This window comes from Variovorax sp. Soil_C_19 (assembly GCF_057657255.1).
The window spans coordinates 175451-192706 of sequence record NZ_JBDGIV010000008.1 but is presented as its reverse complement, the minus strand read 5'-3'; the positions used below and the strand labels follow the sequence as shown (position 1 = coordinate 192706).

Annotated in this window: 15 protein-coding genes; 11 read left to right on the top strand and 4 right to left on the bottom strand. The window is 66.0% G+C overall.

The features are described from left to right. The first annotated feature begins 231 nt into the window (after positions 1-231). Genes AC3A6R_RS17615 through AC3A6R_RS17595 form a run of 5 tightly spaced genes read left to right on the top strand, consistent with a single transcriptional unit; the run spans position 232 to position 7455 of the window. A complete protein-coding gene (locus AC3A6R_RS17615; protein WP_487862089.1) occupies positions 232-1671 on the top strand; it encodes an efflux transporter outer membrane subunit in 1440 nt (479 codons plus the stop codon). Then, positions 1643-2851, top strand: coding sequence for an efflux RND transporter periplasmic adaptor subunit (locus tag AC3A6R_RS17610; protein ID WP_487862088.1), 1209 nt, complete (start codon positions 1643-1645; stop codon positions 2849-2851). Before AC3A6R_RS17615 ends, AC3A6R_RS17610 begins: the two co-directional genes overlap by 29 nt. Before the next feature lie 2 nt (positions 2852-2853). Continuing rightward, positions 2854-5943 carry an efflux RND transporter permease subunit gene (locus AC3A6R_RS17605; protein WP_487862087.1) on the top strand — a complete coding sequence of 1030 codons (3090 nt, stop codon included), beginning with the start codon at positions 2854-2856 and terminating at the stop codon, positions 5941-5943. After that, a complete protein-coding gene (locus AC3A6R_RS17600) occupies positions 5940-6668 on the top strand; it encodes an MlaA family lipoprotein (protein WP_487862086.1) in 729 nt (242 codons plus the stop codon). The genes AC3A6R_RS17605 and AC3A6R_RS17600 overlap by 4 nt, the downstream gene beginning before the upstream one ends. Next, positions 6661-7455 (top strand): MipA/OmpV family protein, encoded by a 795-nt coding sequence (locus AC3A6R_RS17595; protein WP_487862085.1) that lies wholly within the window; start codon positions 6661-6663, stop codon positions 7453-7455. Before AC3A6R_RS17600 ends, AC3A6R_RS17595 begins: the two co-directional genes overlap by 8 nt. A gap of 24 nt (positions 7456-7479) precedes the next feature. Here the strand turns inward: AC3A6R_RS17595 and AC3A6R_RS17590 are convergent, their stop codons facing one another. The 4 genes from AC3A6R_RS17590 to AC3A6R_RS17575 all read right to left on the bottom strand — a co-directional run bounded on the left by AC3A6R_RS17590 (position 7480) and on the right by AC3A6R_RS17575 (position 11365). Further along, the gene (locus AC3A6R_RS17590) at positions 7480-8817 is read right to left on the bottom strand and encodes an ATP-binding protein (RefSeq protein ID WP_487862084.1); all 1338 of its coding nucleotides are present in this window, start codon (positions 8815-8817) and stop codon (positions 7480-7482) included. A gap of 17 nt (positions 8818-8834) precedes the next feature. Continuing rightward, positions 8835-9500, bottom strand: a complete 666-nt coding sequence (locus tag AC3A6R_RS17585; RefSeq protein WP_487862083.1) for a response regulator transcription factor — start codon at positions 9498-9500, stop codon at positions 8835-8837. A gap of 151 nt (positions 9501-9651) precedes the next feature. Next, positions 9652-10620, bottom strand: coding sequence for a Bug family tripartite tricarboxylate transporter substrate binding protein (locus AC3A6R_RS17580; RefSeq protein WP_487862082.1), 969 nt, complete (start codon positions 10618-10620; stop codon positions 9652-9654). 19 nt (positions 10621-10639) lie between these two features. Continuing rightward, positions 10640-11365: a DUF1028 domain-containing protein gene (locus AC3A6R_RS17575; RefSeq protein WP_487865060.1), complete on the bottom strand. Its 726-nt coding sequence runs from the start codon at positions 11363-11365 to the stop codon at positions 10640-10642. A gap of 164 nt (positions 11366-11529) precedes the next feature. On the opposite strand from AC3A6R_RS17575, the gene AC3A6R_RS17570 reads away from it, so the two are divergent. From AC3A6R_RS17570 to AC3A6R_RS17545, 6 genes are all read left to right on the top strand, one after another. Beyond that, the gene (locus tag AC3A6R_RS17570; RefSeq protein WP_487865059.1) at positions 11530-12432 is read left to right on the top strand and encodes a LysR substrate-binding domain-containing protein; all 903 of its coding nucleotides are present in this window, start codon (positions 11530-11532) and stop codon (positions 12430-12432) included. Between the two features lie 172 nt (positions 12433-12604). Then, positions 12605-13408, top strand: coding sequence for an IclR family transcriptional regulator (locus AC3A6R_RS17565; protein WP_487865058.1), 804 nt, complete (start codon positions 12605-12607; stop codon positions 13406-13408). A 204-nt stretch (positions 13409-13612) separates the two neighbouring features. Then, positions 13613-14806, top strand: coding sequence for an FAD-dependent monooxygenase (locus AC3A6R_RS17560; RefSeq protein WP_487865057.1), 1194 nt, complete (start codon positions 13613-13615; stop codon positions 14804-14806). A 74-nt stretch (positions 14807-14880) separates the two neighbouring features. Continuing rightward, a complete protein-coding gene (locus AC3A6R_RS17555; RefSeq protein WP_487865056.1) occupies positions 14881-15855 on the top strand; it encodes a Bug family tripartite tricarboxylate transporter substrate binding protein in 975 nt (324 codons plus the stop codon). 27 nt (positions 15856-15882) lie between these two features. Beyond that, positions 15883-16401, top strand: coding sequence for a cupin domain-containing protein (locus tag AC3A6R_RS17550; protein ID WP_487862076.1), 519 nt, complete (start codon positions 15883-15885; stop codon positions 16399-16401). Continuing rightward, positions 16398-17216, top strand: coding sequence for an alpha/beta hydrolase (locus AC3A6R_RS17545; protein ID WP_487865055.1), 819 nt, complete (start codon positions 16398-16400; stop codon positions 17214-17216). The genes AC3A6R_RS17550 and AC3A6R_RS17545 overlap by 4 nt, the downstream gene beginning before the upstream one ends. Positions 17217-17256: the final 40 nt, after the last annotated feature.

The following is a 17256-nucleotide window of genomic DNA, read 5'->3' as shown; positions in this document are numbered from 1 at the left end:
TCCTAATCTACACAAAAAGTTATTAACCGGCGGTGTTCAGCATCGAGTCCTGCCAGCAAAGACATGTCGTCCGAGCTCGCATCGAACTGGAGTCACCGTGCCGAACCGCCACATCGAAACTTACGTGCCTTGCACCGCGCCGCGATCCGCGCATGAGTTGCAGGGTCGCCACCGCTGCGGCAAGACGCCGGCGTGAGAGCCTCTGCGATCTTCGCGGGGGGGCCGAGAGCCATGGCGGGGGCGGCCATCGTTGCAGGCGTCCTGGTCGCGGGCGGCTGCACGACGCAGCCGGACTACCGGCCTCCGGCGTTTTCTGCGCCGACAGCATGGTCGGCAGCGGTGCCTCTTCCCGATGCGGCGGCTGCATTCCCCGGTAATCGTTGGTGGACGCTCCTCAACGACAGCGCCATCAACGAACTGGCTGACCATGCAATGGCCGACAGCCCGTCGGTGGCGCAGGCCGTGGCGCGTGTCGATGAGGCGCGTGCAAGTCTCGGCAGCGACGCGGCGCAGCGCCTGCCAGCGATCTCGCTGAACGGCACGGCGACGCGGGCTCGCAGCCTCGGCACAAGCGGAGACACCTCGGCCACCTCGCTCGAGACCACCGCCTCTGCAGGACTCGGCTTGAGCTGGGAGATCGATCTCTTTGGCCGGGTCCGAAAGTCGGTCGAGGCGGCAAAGCATCGGCTGGATGCCCGTACGGCTGACGCGGAGGCCGCGCGGCTGAGCCTTGCGGCGCAGATCGCCAACTCGGTGCTGGCACTGCGCGCCTGCGACTTCTCGCGCGCCGTTGTGCGCGAGGACATCCGTTCGCGCGAATCGGTCCTTGCGCTGACGCTTCGACGACTGGCGACAGGTTTTGTCGCGCCCGTCGACGTGGCTCGCGCGCAAAGCGGTCTCGCCGCTGTGCGGACCAGCCTGGCGCTTCGCAATGAATCGTGTGCGCGCATCGTCAATGGTCTGTCGGCACTCACCGGTCGCGATGCTGCGCAGGTTCGCAGCGCGGTCCCGTCCGCCGGCACGGCCGCGGTGATGCCGAAGGCGCCGCCCGTTGCGCTGGCCCTGCCCGCGACGGTGCTCGCCGCGCATCCTGCCGTCGTTGCGGCCGAACGTGAAGTGGCTGCGAGCTGGGAGCAGATCGCGGTCGCGCGGGCAGAACGACTGCCGCGAATCGACCTTGCGGCGGCGATCAGCGGGCAGTGGCTTCGCGCGGGTGGCAGCACGCTCGACTTCACGACCTGGGCACTGACGCCGGCGTTGTCGGCGCCTGTCTTCGACGGAGGTGCCGGCGCCGCGCAGGTCGAAGGTGCACAGGCAAGGCATCGGGCCGCGGCAGCCACGCTGCGTGCGGTGTTGCGCACGACGAGCCAGGAGGTGGAGAACGCCTTGGCCGCCGTCGCGTCCTCCCGCGAACGCATCGCCAGCACGCGTGAATCGACCGATGCTGCAAGGCGCACGCTGGCCGCCACCGAAGCGCAATGGCGCGCGGGCGCCGTGAGCCTGTTCGAACTCGAAGACGCGCGGCGGCAGGAATCCGCTGCGCAGGACAGCGCCATCGCGGCGGCGCATGACGCCGCCCAGGCCTGGGTCGCGCTGGTGCGCGCGGCCGGGCCCACTGCCATCACCACCGAAAGCAACGCCTATGTTCTACCCCGTCTATCAGCACGCTGAGCCCCTCGCAGGGATGTTGCCTTCGTTGGCGCGTTGGCGATCGCTGCGCGTGCCGTTGCTGGTCGCCGCAGCCGTCGTTGCCACCGGCGCCGTGCTCGTCGCGGCACTGCCCCGGGCCGCGGCGACCACGCCGCCGCCCGGGGTGCCGCCTGCGTTGACGGTCACCGTTGCGGCGGCACGGCAGGTCACCTGGCCTGCCGTGCTCGATGCCACGGGCACGATCGTGCCCTGGCAGGAAGCGATCGTCGGATCGCAGGCGGCAGGCTTGCGCCTGACCGAGGTCAACGTGAACGTCGGCGATCCGGTCAAGCGCGGCCAGGTGCTGGCGCGGTACGACGACACCGGCCTGCGCGCCGAGGTCGCCCAGTTGCGCGCCGCGACCGTGCAAGCGCGTGCCACGGCGGCCCAGGCCAACGCCAATGAGCAACGCGCCCTCGCGCTGCGCGGCAGTGGGGGAATCAGCGACCAGGAGGTCCAGCAGTACGTCACCCAGGCCGAAACTGCGCGCGCGCAGGTCGAGATTGCGCAGGCCCAGCTGGAAGCGAAACAGGTCCAGTTGCGCCATGCCAATGTTGTCGCGCCCGACGACGGTGTGATCAGCGCGCGCAGTGCCTCGCTGGGGGCGGTGGGAGCAAGCAGCCAGGAGTTGTTTCGCCTGATCCGCCAGCAGCGGCTGGAATGGCGCGGCGAAGTCACTGCCATGCAGCTGCTGGACATCGTGGAAGGCCAGCGCGTCGAACTCAGCCTGCCCGACGGCGGCAGCGCAACGGGGCGTGTTCGCCAGACCGCGCCCGCACTCGACGAGCGTTCGCGCATGGGGATGGTGTATGCGGACATCACGCGCCCGGGAAGTACGCGTGCCGGCATGTATGCCGCCGGCCGCATCGTGCTCGCGCAGCGGCCTGCCATGGTCGTGCCCGCAGCCAGTGTGGTGATTCGCGATGGCCGCAGCTACGTCTTCAAGGTCCAGGAAGAGCGCGGTGCTGCGCACGTGGCCGCGCAGGCCGTTACCGTCGGCCGGCGCCAGGGCGGCGAGGTCGAGATCATGGAAGCGCTGCGCGAGGGTGAGCGCGTGGTGGCCCAGGGCGCCGGGCTCCTGAACGATGGCGACGTGGTTCGCATCGCACGGCCGGCGGCCAGCGCACCGCTGGTCTCTGCCGACCTTCCGGCGCGAGGATGAGCATGAACTTCGCCACCTGGTCGCTTCGCAATCCTATTCCTGCGATCCTGATGTTCGTGCTGTTGTCGCTGGCGGGCCTGCGCGGGTTCGAGCAGCTGTCGATCCAGGCGCTGCCGGACATGGAGTTGCCCGCAGTGAGCATCGTCCTGGCGCAACCCGGCGCGGCCCCGGCCCAGCTTGAGGTCGAGGTCGCGCGCAAGGTCGAGAACTCGCTGGCCGCTGTCGGCCTGCTCAAGCACACACGCACCTCGATCACCGAGGGCCAGGTCGAGATCCGCGCCGAGTTCGCGCTCGAGAAGCGCCTGTCGGACGCGCTCCTCGACACGAAAGATGCCGTCGACCGGATCCGATCGGATCTGCCTGTCGATCTGCTGCAGCCGGCCGTCAGCGCGGTGACCGTCGGCGGCGGTCCGATCCTCACCTACGCCATCGCCTCGACGCGCATGACCGACGAAGCGCTCTCATGGTTCGTCGACGATACGGTCAGCAAGGCCTTGCTGGCGGTGCCCGGCGTGGGCCGGGTCGACCGGCAGGGCGGCGTGCAGCGCGAGGTGCGCGTCGAAGTCGATCCGGTCCGGCTTGCCGCCCACGGCGTGACGGCCGTCGATGTCTCGCGCGGGCTTCGCAGTACGCAGATGGACGCGTCCGGAGGGCGTACCCAGCTGGGCCTTGCCGAACAGTCGGTGCGCACGGTCGCAACGGTCAAGCAAGCGGGAGAGCTGGCCGCGCTGCCGCTCACCCTGGCCGACGGCCGCGAGCTGCGCCTCGACCAGGTGGCCACTGTCCACGACGCCTCCGCGCAGCGGACGCAGGGCGCATTGCTGAACGGCCAGCCGGTGGTCGGCTTCAGCGTCTACCGGGCCAAGGGCTTCGACGAGACCCGCATCGCCGACGGCGTCGCCAAGGCGATCGCGAAGCTGGAGGCGAACGATCCGAAGCTGCGCGTAACACCCGTGTCGGGCTCGGTCGACTACACCCGCGAGCAGTACCGCGGCTCGATGCAGATGCTGTACGAGGGCGCGATCCTGGCCGTGCTGGTCGTCTGGTGGTTCCTGCGCGACTGGCGCGCGACGCTGGTGGCGGCAGCGGCACTGCCGCTGTCGATCCTGCCGGCCTTTGCAGCCATGGCGTGGCTCGGCTATTCCCTCAACATGCTGACGCTGCTTGCGCTGGCGGTCGTCGTGGGCATTCTGGTGGACGACGCGATCGTCGAAATCGAGAACATCGAACGCCATCGCCGGATGGGCAAGCCGGTGCAGTTGGCGACCGTCGACGCGGTCAACGAGATCGCCCTGGCCGTGATCGCGACCACGATGACCTTGGTGGTCGTGTTCGTGCCGACAGCGCTGATGAGCGGCATACCGGGGCTCTTGTTCAGGCAGTTCGGCTGGACGGTGGTGATCGCGGTGCTGTCGTCGCTGCTGGTGGCGCGGCTGCTCACACCGATGATGGCGGCCTGGCTGCTCAAGGACCGGCCGCATGAAGCCGAATCCGGGAAGGACGGCGCACTGATGCGCGGCTATCTTGCCGCCGTGCGCTGGTGCCTGGCCCATCGCAAGACGACGCTGGGGGCAGCCACTGCTTTTTTCCTGGGCGCGCTTGCACTGGTGCCACTGATTCCGAGCGGCCTGATCCCGCCATCGGACCGGGGCTTCATCTCGGTCAACCTCGAGCTTGCGCCCGGCAGCTCGCTGGCGGAGACGCTCGCCGCGTCGGAGCGAGCCCGTCTCGCACTCGTTCAGATCCCGGGCGTACGCGGCGTGTTCACGGCCGCGGGCGTCGCGCCTCCGGGCGGCGACGCGCCGGCCTCCGACGTGCGAAGGAGCACGCTGACCCTGGTGCTGGCGCCGCGCGACGAGCGGCCCGGCCAGATGGAGGTCGAGAAAAAGGTGCGTCAGGCGCTGGCGGGCGTTCCGGGTGCGCGGTTCGCCGTTGCCGGCGAAGGCCCCGGGGAGAAGCTGTCGCTGATCCTGGCAAGCGACAACGCGGAGGCGCTCAAGTCCAGCGCGCAGGCATTCGAACGTGAGCTTCGCGGTTTGAGCGGCCTCACGGGCATTGCATCGACCGCCAGCTTGGAGCGCCCGGAGATCGTCGTGCGCCCCGACCTGCAGCGCGCCGCCGAGCTCGGCGTGAGCACCACGGTGATCGGGGAGACGGTCCGCATCGCCACCAGCGGCGATTTCGACGCCCAGCTGGCCAAGCTCAACCTCGACCAGCGGCAGGTCGGCATCCGGGTAAGCGTTGCGGATGCGGCGCGCCAGGATCTTGCGGTGCTGTCGAACCTGCGCGTGCCGGCGCGAACCGGCCTTGTGCCGCTCGGCAGCGTTGCCACGCTCTCGCTGGAAAGCGGTCCGGCGCAGATCGATCGATTCGACCGCCAACGGTATGTCACGGTCAGTGCAGATCTGGGCGGCATGCCGATGGGGCCCGCGCTGGCCGCGGCACGCGCGCTGCCGGCAGCGCTGGAGATGCCTTCCGGCGTGGCGATGATCGAGACCGGCGATGCCGAGCTTGCGTCGGAGCTCGCCTCGGGCTTCGGCATGGCGATCCTCGTCGGCGTGCTTTGCATGTTCTGCGTGTTGGTGCTGCTCTTCAAGGACTTCTTGCAGCCAGTGACCATCCTCTCGGCCATACCGCTGTCGTTGGGCGGTGCCTTCATCACTCTGGTGCTTGCGCGCAGCGAGTTCAACGTGCCGTCGATGATCGGCCTCGTGATGCTCATGGGCATCGTGGCGAAGAACTCGATCCTGCTCGTCGAGTACGCGGTGGTCGGCATTCGCGACCGCGGCCTGTCGATGTTCGATGCACTGGTCGATGCCTGCCACAAGCGGGCACGCCCGATCATCATGACGACCTTCGCGATGATCGCGGGCATGCTGCCGATCGCGCTCGGGCTTGGTCCTGACGCGAGCTTCCGCCAGCCCATGGCGATCTCCGTGATCGGCGGCCTCGTCACATCCACCTTGCTGAGCCTGTTGGTGGTGCCGGTGGTCTTCACCTATGCGGAGGGTGTCGAGCAGGCGTTCAAACGCCGCTTCGCCCGCCAGTCGCCCGTGCCCGCATCCGTTCCTGCATCGCAGGCCGCGCCATGACCCGCCGCATCGCTGCAATTGCCGCACTTCTCTCCGGGCTGCTCCTGGTCGGCTGTGCCGTCCCCCAGCGGCCCGATCCCATGGAGGCGATGAACCGTCGGGTCTTCGCCTTCAACGATGCGCTGGACGAGGCGGTGCTTGCGCCGGTGGCGCGCGGCTATGCCAGGGTCGTGCCCGCACCGGTTCGCCACAGCGTGGGCAATGTCTTCGCCAATCCGCTGGACGTGGGTTCCGCCATCAACCTGTTCCTGCAGGGCCGCCCGATCGACGGGTTGTCGGACCTGGCCCGCTTCGGAGTCAACACCACCGTCGGCGTGTTCGGCATCTTCGATCCCGCAACACCTTGGGGCATGCCGCGCCACGGTGAGGACTTCGGCCAGACGCTCGGCAGGTGGGGCGTGGGTCCGGGCGCCTACGTGGTCTGGCCACTGCTCGGGCCTTCGGTGCTGCGCGATTCGCTGGCCATGCCGGTGGACTACGTCACCTCGCCGAGGTTCGAGCTCGCGGCCATGCCATTGCAGATCACCCAGGCGCGGTCGTCGCTGCTGTCGGCGTCCTCGATGCTCGACGCGGTCGCGCTCGACCGCTACCTCTTCGTGCGTGATTTCTACCTGCAACGCCGCCAGAGCCTTGTGCACGACGGCAATCCGCCGGCTTCCACATCGACGGATGCCGATGCCGGCTCCTTTTTTTCTTCCAACCCTCAGGTACCCACAGATGAATGAATTCCATCCTCGACTCGACGCCGGCGCCCGCGCCTTGCTGATGGCCGCGCTCGCACTGGGCGGGCTCGCTGCGCCCGCCGCGTGGGCTGAAGAGCCCACCGGAAACCGGGAGGGCACCTCTCAATGGGGCCTGGGCATCGGCCTCGGCTTCGAGCGCAGCCCCTACCGCGAGTTCGACGACAAGGCGCGCGTGTTACCGCTGATCCTGTATGAGAACAGGTACGTCAGCATCCAGGGCCCCAGCCTGGACGTGAAACTGCCGTCGGCAGGTCCGGTGGCGTTCCGGCTGCGTGCCCGCTATGCCGGCGATGGTTACGAAGCCGAAGACTCGCCCTATCTCACCGGCATGGACGAGCGCAAGGCCGGCGTCTGGCTCGGCGGCGCCGCAGCCTGGCGCAGCGACGCTGCCGACCTGTCGGCCGAACTCCTGGCGGATGGATCGGGTCACAGCAACGGTACGAAGTTCAAGCTGCAGCTGGAGCGCCGTTTTGCATCCGGTGCATTCGGCCTCACGCCGCGTGTCTCGGCGCAGTGGCTCGACAAGAAGTACGTCGGCTACTACTACGGCGTGCGTGCGTCCGAGGCTCGGGTCGACCGCGTGCGCTACGACGGCCGCTCGACCGTGAATCTCGAACTGGGCTTGCGCCTCGACTACGCGATCGCGCCGAAGCAGAACCTGTTTGTCGACTTCAGCGCAACGCGTCTCGGCAGTGGCATCAAGGAGAGTCCGCTGGTCGAACGCTCGAGCTCGACCGCGGTGCGGATCGGCTACGCCTATCGGTTTTGACGATCCGGCGGACCCGCCACCAAGCTAGGCGGGTTCTGCGGCGGGAAAGAGGATCCGGATGCCTAAGCCGCGTCCCTCCAGGCCTTCCGAGGTCCGGATCCTCGCGTGGTGAAGCTGGGCGATGCCCGCTACCAGCGACATGCCGATGCCGCTGCCGCGCGCATCGGCGCCGGCAGCCCGGTAGAAGCGGCGGAAGATGGCCTCGCGCTCGGCCTCCGGCACGCCGGGGCCATCGTCCGCGACCTCGAGATAGACGAACGGTCCGCCGGGGCTGGCGTCATGTCCGCAACTGATCCTGATGCGCGCATCCGCGGGCGTGTGGCGCAGCGCGTTGTCCACCAGGTTGCGCAGCAGGATGCCGATCTCGTCGACATTGCATTGGATGGGGGCGGCTTCGATGGCAAGGGTGATGGAGCGCGACTGCTTCTGTGCGTACACCTCGAACTCGCGCATGATGTGAAGGATCAGTTCGCTGAGGTCGGCGTTCGTGTGTTCCGGCGCGTTTGCACCGGCATTGAGCCGGGCGAGATCAAGCAATTGCTCCGACAGCCGGACGGTGCGCTCCACGACGACGACGAGCTTCGCCAAGGCGGCGTCCTTCTCGGCGGTCGTCTGCGCATGCATGGCGACCTGCGCCTGGGCCTGGAGCGCGGAAAGCGGTGTGCGCAGTTCGTGCGCCGCGTCGGCGATGAAACGGCGCTCGCCTTCCACCGCCCCGCTCAGTTGCGCGAGCACATGGTTGAACGACGCGACCAGAGGCTGGAGTTCGGACGGCAGCGCCTGTCCCGACAGCGGCGTGAGATCGAAGCTTCGCCGGCCGCGCAGCGCTGCCCCCACGGCCTCCACCGGCCTGAGGGAGCGGTGCACCGCGAACCACATCAGCCCGCCGACCAGCATCAGCAGGAGCGTGTTGAGTGCCAGCGCGACGAGTGCCCTTTTCTGCATCTCGCCGGCGACCAGGCTGTGCACGTTGCCCACCTGGACGTAGACGCGTCCGGTGCTGTCGGAGACGGAATACACGCGCCAGTGCACACCATCGATCACGCTGGTCGCAGGCCCTTCGGCGAAGTCCGGCCGCAGCGCCGTGGCCGGCGAGCCGGGCGTGCTTGCCACCATGCGGCTGCGGTCCAACCAGACCTGGAACACCAGTTGTGCGCTGTCGGGCGAGGCAGCGTGGCGAAGCTTCAGGCTCTCGCCGCTTGCCTGCAGCTCCTTGCCCGCGGGAAGCGACAGCAGGAAGCGCGTGGCGATGGACTCCAACTTGTCGTCCCAGACGCTGTTCTGGCTGTGCGTGAAATACAGCACCAGCGCCGCGAGCGCGATCGTCCAGCAGAGCACCACGGTCGCCAGGACGGTCAGCATCCGGGACCGCAGCGATCTCATGCTTGTGGCTGTCCGATCACGTACCCGTGGCCATGCACCGTGCGGATGACATCGTCCCCGAGCTTCCTGCGCAGCTGGTGGATGAAGACGGCGATGGTGTTGCTCTCGATGGTGCTGCTTGTCCCGTAGACCACATCCTGCAACTGGTTGCGCGTGACCACGTGGCCCGGGCGCGCAAGCAGGGCCAGAAGGGTGCGGTATTCATGCGCGCTCAGCGGTACCTCGGTGCCGCCGCGTGTCACCACGCGCTTGCTGCGGTCGATCGTCACGTCCCCATGCGTGACCACCGGGACCACCCGGCCCTCGCTGCGGCGGATGACGGCTCTCACCCGCGCCCAGAGCTCATCGAACTGGAACGGCTTGACCAGATAGTCGTCGGCCCCTGCATCCAGCCCCTGGATGCGCTCACTGAGCTGGCCCCGGGCGGTCAGCATGAGCACCGGTGTCGGATCGTAGCGGCTTCGAAGCGCGCGCAACACCGTCAGTCCGGAGTCACCCGGCAGGCCGATGTCGAGCAGGATGGCCGAGTAGTTGTGGTCCACGAGAGCCAGGCGCGCACCCGAGGCATCTCCGACGTGATCGATGCTCCAAGCGATCTGGCTCGCGCCTTCGCATACCGCCTCTGCGAGCATTCGGTCGTCTTCGACGAGAAGGAGGTGCATGGTGGTGACATTCGGTGGATCGCGCCGAAACGGATCATGACACCACCCGATTAAATTCTCGTTAAGCGGAAAAGCAGGGCAGAAGCCAGAATTTCGGGTCCATGCCTTGGCGACATCACAAGCGGTGCGCGGTTGCGCCTTGCCAGCCGCATCACTGCAGGACGATGTTCATCTTCCTTGCCATGTCATTGAAGGCGCGCACATCGGCATCCGAGCGTTGCTCGAATTCCTTCGCGGTCTGGAAGTGCGGCACCAATCCCAGTGCAGCGATGCGCTTTTGCGTGCCCTTGTCGCCGATGACCTTCGCCAGATCCGCCTGGAGCTTCGCGACCACATGTTCCGGCGTTGCGCGCGGAACGATCACGCCGTAGTAGGGGCTGACCGCCAGGCCAGGCAGCGATTCGTTCAGCGTCGGATGCTGTTCCCATCCTTCGAACCGGTTCTCGCCGAGCATGGCCAGCACCTTCATCTTGCCGGCGTTGATGTGCTGCGCCAGGCCGACCAGCGGGTCGACCAGCACATCCAGGCGTCCACCGAGCAGCTCGGACTGGGCTGTCCCGTTGCTGTTGAAGCCCACCTTGAGCATGGAGAAACCGCCGCGGCGCATCAGGATCTCCATGCCCATATAGGTCGCGCCGAGACCGGCGATGCCGTAGTTCACCGTGTTCGGATTGGCCTTGGCGTAGGCGACCAGTTCCTTGACGTTGTTGAACGGGGCATCGGGGCGCGCGACCAATGCCATCTGCACTTCCACCAGATTGGCGACGCCGCGCCAGTCCTCGCGCTTGTACGGCGTCTTGTAGAAGATCGGGTTGACGGCCAGGTTCGCACCGGCCATGCCGAGCGTGTAGCCGTCGGGCTTGGACTTGGTCACGAAGTCGGTACCGACCACCGTGGCGGCACCGGGTTTGTAGTCGATGAGCACAGGCTGGCTCCAGAGGTCCTGGAGCCGCTCCGCCACGATGCGGTAGAGCGCGTCCGCGCCTCCCGGGCCGAACGGCATGACGATCTTGACGGGCTGGCTGGGATAGGCGTCGGCTGCGGCCGACGCGAAGGCAGCGCCAAACGCGGTCGAGGCCATCCACTGGAGGGCGGTACGCCGGCTGAAAGAGTGGGGCATTCGGAAACTCCGGGTTGGGTCAGGCCGTGCCGCGTGCGAGGACGTGCTGGCGGTCGAGATTGGCTTGAAATTCTTCTTGCGGAAGGCCGGTCCCGGGCGCCGTCGCGCGCAGGCGGTAGTAGTCGTGGTACGGACGGTAGGCATCATGGAGGCGCCGCAGTTCGTCCACCGCCGCCGGGTGGAAATCCACCCGGAGGTCGAGCTCGGGATAGTCCTCCCGGTCGACCACGACGATGGCAGCCGATCGTTCCGGCAGACGTCCGCTCCGGCCGGCCTGACCTCCGGCATCCCGTGCGGCCTCGATCGCTGCGAGCAGACGGTCCTCGAGGGCATCGTCCGTTCGCCGGGTGAATGCTTCGCACATGGCGTCCAGCACGCGCTGGTCGGCCAGCACGTTGCCGAAGGCCGCGAAGTCCTCGCCGATGAAGTGGCCGGCCCAGCCGCGGGCCTGTGTGCCCGTGAACACGGCCGGGCGACCGCTGCGGCCCATCACGCATGTCTGGCGGTATTCGGCGTGCGGATCGTCGGCCTGCAGGATCTGCAGCACATGGGCCGCCGAGAACCCCGCACCGAGCAGGCGCAATGCGGTGGACTGATTGGCCTGGCGCGGGAACGCCTGTGTGATGGCGATGCCGACGTTGGCCTGCATGCCGCGGCAAAGCTGCCCCGCGACGAGCGAGTAAGTGGCGATGGCCATGCCCAGCTTCCCGCTGGTCGGGCATCTGGCGGCAATGGTGTAGGTCATGAGGTCGGAGTCCTTGGTTGGGGGCTGGGCCCGGTTGGAGCGGCAAGTCTCCTGCGACGGGCACAGCGACACAATTTGCAAGTTTGGGTGGCTGCCTTCGCTGCCGAACAAGGCTCCTGAACGGTGCGTATATTGCGTCGGTCATCACCCTGGATTGACCCGCCATGCAGTTTGATTTCTCGGATCTCCTCTTGTTCGTGCGCGTCGTGGAAGCCGGCAGCATCACCCATGGCGCTGCAAGAGCGCATCGGTCGCTGGCCGCGGCCAGCGTGCAGATCAAGGAGATGGAGCGCGTCATCGGTTCGCCGCTGCTGGTGCGTGACCGCCTCGGGGTCACGCCCACCGACGCAGGGCGTGCACTGCTGCAGCACAGCTACCGCCTGCTCGATGGCATGCAGCAGCTCAAGGACGAGATGGCCGCGTACGCGGAGCGCACCAGTGGCTACGTCAAGGTCTATTCCAACTCCGCGTCGCTGCTGGAATTCCTGGGCCGGCCGCTCGCCCGTTTCCTGGTGCAGAACCCGGCTGTGGACGTGAACATCGAGGAAGTCGCCAATCACCTGATCCCGGACGCGGTGCGGGAAGGCAAGGCCGACTTCGGCATCGTGGCGCAGTCCGTCGACATGAAGTCGCTGGAGTCCGTTCCCTACCGCAGCGACCGCTACGTGGTCGTTGGGCCGGTGCAGGGAGCGCTTGCGGATGGAACGGAGGTGGACTTCGTCGACCTGCTTGATTTTGATTTTGTCGGGCTGGGTCGCGGAACGGCGATCCAGGTCATGCTCGAAGACGTGGCGCATCGACAGGGCAGGAAGTTCAGGCACCGTGCGCAGCTGCGCGGCTTTGACATGGCATGCCATCTCGCAGCGCAGGGCGCCGGCATCGCACTGATCCCGGAAACGACGGCACGGTCGATGCGGGGGATTGCCGACTTCAACGTCGTCCGGTTGCGCGACGAATGGGCGCAACTGGACATGGTGATCTGCAAGCCGCCCGACGCCGACTTGTCCGTGCATGCACGCGCCCTGATCCGGTTCCTGCGGGACTGGAACGAACAGGAAAGCGCCTAGATCTCTGCTCGGCACGCGAAGCAGGCTGCCGCGTCTTGCGATGCGGCAGGGGAAGGTTGCCGTCGATGGAGAAAAAAGCGAAATTCCCGTATATTCGTAAATCCGTTCCAAATACCAGCGACTACTCGTGAGGTCCGACCGAAATTCCTGATATGAGAGAAAGTGGCAATCCATGTCCAGCCTGAGCAAGATGCTGGAAGTGCTGCGGCTGATCACGCCGTCGAGCCCCACCGTCGACGCGGCGCGGGTTTGCGTGGTGCTGGACTGTGGTCCGTCGACCGCCTACCGGTACATCCGCGAACTCACCGAGGCAGGTTTGCTCGTCAGGTTGCCCGGCGGCTACGCTCTCGGCGCGAGGATCATCCAGCTCGATCTCCAGATGAGGCAGACCGATCCGTTGCTTCACCACGGCCGTGAACTGCTGGAGGCGCTCGCGGCAGAGACCGGCCTGAGCGCGCTGCTCAGCGAGCTCTATGACGACACGGTGATCACGCTGCACGAGGAGGCCGGCAGCGGCATGGCGGCACTCCAGTTCGGACGCGGCCGTGCGATGCCGCTGCACCGGGGGGCAACAGGGCGAATCATCCTCGCCCATCTGCAGCCCAGGTCAATGCGACGGGTCTTCGATCGACTCCAGGCGGCGGACAGCGCGCTGCCGGAGTGGCGCCAGCTGTCCAAGGAGATGCTCGCGTTGCGCAAGAAGGGCTACTGCGTCACCCGTGGAGAGATGGAAGTCGGCCGCGTGGGTCTCTCCGCGCCCATCTTCGACGAGAACCAGAGGGTGCTCGGCAGCATCAGCGTCGTGGGCGATGTCCGGCAGTTCGAGATGTTCAACGAGGAATTCCTGGCCTCGCGCGTCATAGAGGCCGCTGCGGCCCTGACGGAGTGCATCAGCCGTCCAACGAAAGCTACAGCAGCGGATCCCGCACCCGTTGAGCGAGCGAAACCGTCGCCCGCCAGGCGCAAGCGATCGTGAGCTTTCAAGTGCCGACGAAAGCGCTTCTTCGCGACTGACTGCCGCTGCAAGTTTGTATGTATACGTTCCAAATGAATTGAAAAAAACTACATGTCCTTAGGGAAAATAGTTACTTGACGCTGAGTGCCGGCTTCATTAATGTATGTACAAATACAAAATAGCTCGACGCTTCTTCTCTGAAACTCACAACTCGACGCAACCACTGTGAATCGCAAACCTCGTATTTCCATCATCGGCGCAGGACTCGGGGGATTGGTCGCCGCCATCGCAGCGCAGCGCGCCGGCTTCGAGGTGCGCGGGTTCGAGCAGGCTCGCGCCTTCGGTGAGGTCGGCGCCGGAATCCAGCTGGGCCCCAATGCCGTCAACGTTTTGACGGCCCTCGGCCTCGGTGAAGGGCTGGCGCGTTTCGGTGCGCAACCCAGGAACCACGTGGCCCGAAACTGGCGCACCGGCCGTGAGCTGTTCAGGTCGCCCACGCGCGAAGCTTGCATCGAGCAGTTCGGCTCCCCCTTCTTCCAGGTCCAGCGCTCCGATCTTCACGAGCATCTGCGAACCGTGCTGGCTGAGGACACGTTCCAGCTGAACAAGCGTCTGGTTGGACTCCAGCAGAACGAGCATTCGGTGATCGCGCGCTTCGCGGACAACACCGAAGAGGAGAGCGATGTACTGATCGGTGCCGATGGCATCCATTCGAGCGTCCGCGCGGAATTGCTTGGCGAGGATGCGCCCCGGTTCACGGGGGTGATCTGCTGGCGTGGCCAGGTGGATGCTTCGAGGCTGCCCGCAGGGCTCATTCCGCCGGACTCCCTGAACTGGATGGGGCCGAAAGGATGCATCGTTCATTACTACGTGCGCCCGAATCGCCTCGTCAACTGGATCGCGCATCGCAAGGTGGATGTGTGGGCAGAGGAGTCCTGGTCGGTGCCTGGTGACAAGCAGGAACTGATGGACGCCTTCAAGGGCTGGCATCCATCGCTGCTCACGCTTCTCGGCGCGACCGACAAATGCTTCAAGTGGGGGCTGTTCGATAGGGACCCTCTGCCGAAGTGGTCGGAGGGCCGGGTCAGCTTGCTGGGTGACAGCGCGCATCCGATGCTGCCTTTCTTCGCGCAAGGGGGGGCCATCGCGATGGAGGACGGACTGGTGCTTGCGCGTGTACTGGCTGCGCATACGGATCCCATCGAAGCGCTTCGTGTGTACGAGTCCGTCCGCAAGGGCAGAACGTCGCGCGTCCAACTCAGCTCCAGAGATCGGGCGGATGTGTGCCAGACGCAGTCGGCTTGGTCTCAGATTCGCCGCGACGTGGGATACAAGCTGGATCAATGGCTCCGCCCCGGGGGAGCCATTCGCCGTGCCGACTGGATCTACGGCTACGACGCCGCTCAGGTGCCGGTGTGATGCCTTCGGGCGGCACCGACATGTTCTGCTCCAAGTGAGCTCACTAGGACTCACACGTTCAGGAGGCCTTCGCCATGTCGATCCATCGCCGCCATCTGGTCTGCCTTGCAATGCTCATGCCCTGGCTCGGCATCCACCAAGCATCCGCGCAGTCGTACCCCGCGCGCACCGTCACGATCATCGTCCCCTATGCGCCCGGCGGAGCCGTCGATGTCATGGGGCGGCTTCTGGCGACGAAGCTGTCCGACCGGATGCAGGTTCCGGTGATCGTCAAGAACGTACCCGGTGCGAGTGGAACGATCGGAATCGGCGAGGTCGCGAGATCGGCTGGAGACGGCTACACGTTGCTTTACGCACCAAGCACGATCGCGATCTTTCCGGCCTTGTTCCAGAAGCTTCGTTTCGATCCAGTCAAGGACCTGCGCCCAGTCACCCAGTTCATCGCAAGCTCGATGTTGATCGCCGCTCACCCGCAGATGGAGGTTCAGTCAGTCCAGGAATTGATCGCTCTGGCCAAGGCCAAGCCTGGGAAGCTGTTCTTTGGCTCGGCCGGCGTCGCCGACACCCTTCAACTGGGCATGGAGATGTTCAAGGTGGAGACAGGCACGGACCTGGTTGCAGTTCCCTACAAAGGCCAGGGGCCGATGTATGCCGCCATGCTGGGTGGCGAGGTGACTGTCGGCCTTCTCTCGATTCAGCTTGCACTGCCTGCGATCCGAAGTGGAAAGCTGAAGGCCTTGGCTGTCACTGGTCCGAAGCGCTCTGCGGCACTTCCTGAAGTTCCGACGGTGGGGGAGACGGTGCCCGGCTATGAATTGACGAGCTGGCACGGCGTGTTCGCGCCGTCGACCGCGCCTCGCGAGGTCATCGACCGGATCCAGCGCGAGATATCGGAGATCAGCAAGGATCCTTCGGTTCGCAAGACCGTCGAAGATGCCGGCAACGAGGTTGTCGCCAGCACTCCCGAGGCATTCCAGGCCAAGTTCCTCGGCGACGTGTCGAAGTTCAACACGGTCGTCCGTGAGGCCAGGCTTCCACCGCAGGATTGATCTCGCCTTCAAGAAGGAGCTCAGGAAATGTCTCAATACACAAAGGGTCCGTCGCGCGTGATTGGTACGGATCAAGGCGATTCGTACTGGCAGCCGGTTCCGCATCGGGGCTACATGACTGTGAAGGTCGGACCCGGTGTCGAAGGCGATCCGGATCCAGGGTTCGCTTTCGGCATCCAGGTGATGCCGCCTGGATGCCACGTCCGAGAGCACGGGCACGCCCGAAACACCGAGGTCCTGTTTGTCTACGAAGGCACGGGCTATGCGGAGATCGACGGTGTACGCAGCCAGATCGGTCCGGGGACCACGATCTTGCTTGGCAAGTACTGCGGCCACTCGATCGTCAACGAAGGCGACTGCGACATGAAGTTCGCCTGGTTCTTCACGCCCCCTGGCCTGGACGAGGTGGTGCGGGCCATGGGGGCGCCGCGCAAGCTGGGGGATGAGCCGCCGACGACCTTCCAGCGTCCAGCGAACATTTCCGAGATCCTGCAGTCGGCAGGGTGGGCGACGCCGGAACAGATCGCCGCCGCGAGCCGCGCATGACCGACGCGAAGCTGCATCGGGGGTTCACCCAGAACGAATTGGACGCGGCCTACAACAACATCGCAGCGGTTGCCGATTTCCCTGGGACGGTGGCCGGATGGCGTGAACGGTCAGCGGTCACGGCGCGGGCGTTGGGGGCCAAGCTGGACCTCGTGTACGGCGCCCAGCCGCGGGAGTGTTTTGACTACTATCCTGCGAAGCGATCGGCCGCGCCGCTGTTGCTTTTCATACATGGTGGGTATTGGCAAGGGGGGGAGAAGCGCTCCGTCGGCTTCCTCGCAGAGGGGCCGGTCGCACGCGGTTTTGCTGTGGCCAACCTGGAGTACACGGTCGCGCCGGAAGCAACGCTGGCGCAAATGGTCGATGGCGTACGCCGTGCGCTGGCCTGCATTCGTGGAAGAGCAGGGGAGTTGGAATTCGATGCCAACCGCATTGTCTTGGCAGGTCACTCGGCAGGAGCCCATTTGATGTGTGTCGGGGCTCTCGGCACCGAAGGAGTCGTCGGAGGCATCGCGATCAGCGGGCTCTACGACCTCGAGCCCATCCGGCTGAGCTACTTGAACGCCAAGCTTGGACTCACGGCCGAAGATGTGGAGCGGCTCAGCCCGATGAAGCATCTTCCGGCCGCTTCGACGGCGCTCACCATCACGGTGGGTGCCAGGGAGCTTCCTGAGCTCATTCGGCAATCCCGTGAATTCGCCGACGCCAGTGGAATGAACTACCTGCCGCTCGAGCCTCACGATCATTTTTCGATCCTCGACGAACTGGCCAACGAGGACGGCACGCTATGCAGCTTGCTTCAGGAGTTCGCTTGAGCTGGTCTGTCCATCAGGCGGACTCGAGTTTTACTTTGAG